The organism is Pseudomonas sp. 05T35, assembly GCF_056396605.1.
In genome coordinates this window covers 1-1,483 of the sequence record NZ_JBFTLU010000704.1, presented here as the reverse complement: position 1 = coordinate 1,483, position 1,483 = coordinate 1, and the positions used below count along the sequence as shown (strand labels likewise).

Here is a 1,483-nt window from a genome sequence, read left to right as displayed (position 1 = left end):
GCTAACACGACTCTTGGCAACCATGAAAATAAATTTCGATTTGAATAGTTTTTTAAGCGATAAAGCCCTGATATTCAGGCTAACCCTTTTACTTTTGCTGTTTATTATTTTCATATCACCCGGATTAATAATGATCTATTTATTCAATCCGGAGTTACTGACAACTCTGTCCGACGTCAAACTGATCATCTTCTCTGCCGGAGTATCTATCCCATTGCATCTGCTAGCCATGGTGCTCCTTATCAGTTCGCCAGCAACTCAAATAAGCATAATAAAAGACCCGTCGCAATTTAGAGTCTACTCAATTAGCATCGGAGCCATGCTCTGGGCTGTTCTTTGGGTATTTCTTCTCCTTGCATTCACGAAACTCATTGGTTTTCTCTATCCAAGTTTCAAAGAGCTGCCACAAAACCAGCAGATAATCTCGGCATACATAATCGCCCTCGCGTTCTTCTTCGGCGTAAGCATTTTAAGCTTCCTGAAAATCACCACAAGGCATATGCAAAAGTAAGTGCTCACAGTGAAGAAGTGACAGACTTAATTCTCTGTCACCTGCCTCGGCAGCAATGTAAAATAAATCCACCCCCTTTTCACTTGGGGGTAGGGATTTCAGTTAGTTGAGACGGGCAAGAATCGGCCAAGAGCTACCGTGCCCAGAACTACCTGCCCATGGCAAAGCCGCTTCGGATAAACTAAAGCCAGCTCAGCAGAGACGCCCTCTAGCATTCACGGACGAGACAAAACCCACATGTTAATGAAAACATCATTCATCGCTTCGCTAGTAACTTTATCGCTAATTCAAACACCACTATCCTTCGCGGATAATGCCAATGGGAAAAACCTCTATTTACAGAGGTGTGTCATGTGCCACGGAATAGATATCAAAGGAACAGGACCATTGGCTAATAAAAGCAATCCTCCTACACCTGACCTTACAACATCCGCTTTCAAAAAAAGACTAAATGATTATCCGGGCGTTATTGTGTCATCGATAATACTTCGCCCCAATGGAGACTTGATTCCAAAAACATTGCAAGAGAACGGTGTAAAGATTCCGCCACACGCTTGGAGCGTTAAGGATTTTCGCGATTTGAATCAATACATGAGTGGTGTGATTTCAAAAACTCGATGATTTTGAGAAAAAGGGGACGGCGCGCTCAACCAGTCAACGTAACGTCATGGTGAATCTGTTGTTACTATTTCCACCTCGTTAATAAAAGGTATCCGGAGGCTCGGCGCATGAAAACCACCCTTGACCACCTCGCCATCGTCGCCCCCGACCTCGACACCGGCTGTGCCTTCGTCACCAACGCACTCGGCGTGGAGCTTCAACCGGGCGGGGTGCATCCGCGCATGGGCACTCATAATCGGTTGCTGCGCCTTGGCCCGGAGACTTATCTGGAAGTGATTGCCGTGGACCCGTCCGCCAATCGCCCGGACCGGCCACGCTGGTTCGGCATGGACCAATTGCCCGCTGATACGC

Annotated in this window: 3 protein-coding genes; all 3 read left to right on the top strand. The window is 46.8% G+C overall.

Features of this window, described 5'->3' with window-relative positions:
• The coding region (locus tag AC1DH9_RS29050; protein WP_477809326.1) for a hypothetical protein at positions 1-511 on the top strand (511 nt) is incomplete at its 5' end.
• A gap of 243 nt (positions 512-754) precedes the next feature.
• Positions 755-1,132 (top strand): c-type cytochrome, encoded by a 378-nt coding sequence (locus AC1DH9_RS29045; protein ID WP_427542959.1) that lies wholly within the window; start codon positions 755-757, stop codon positions 1,130-1,132.
• Positions 1,133-1,239: 107 nt separating this feature from the next.
• A partial coding sequence (locus tag AC1DH9_RS29040) for a VOC family protein (RefSeq protein WP_477809325.1) occupies positions 1,240-1,483 on the top strand: 244 nt, incomplete at its 3' end.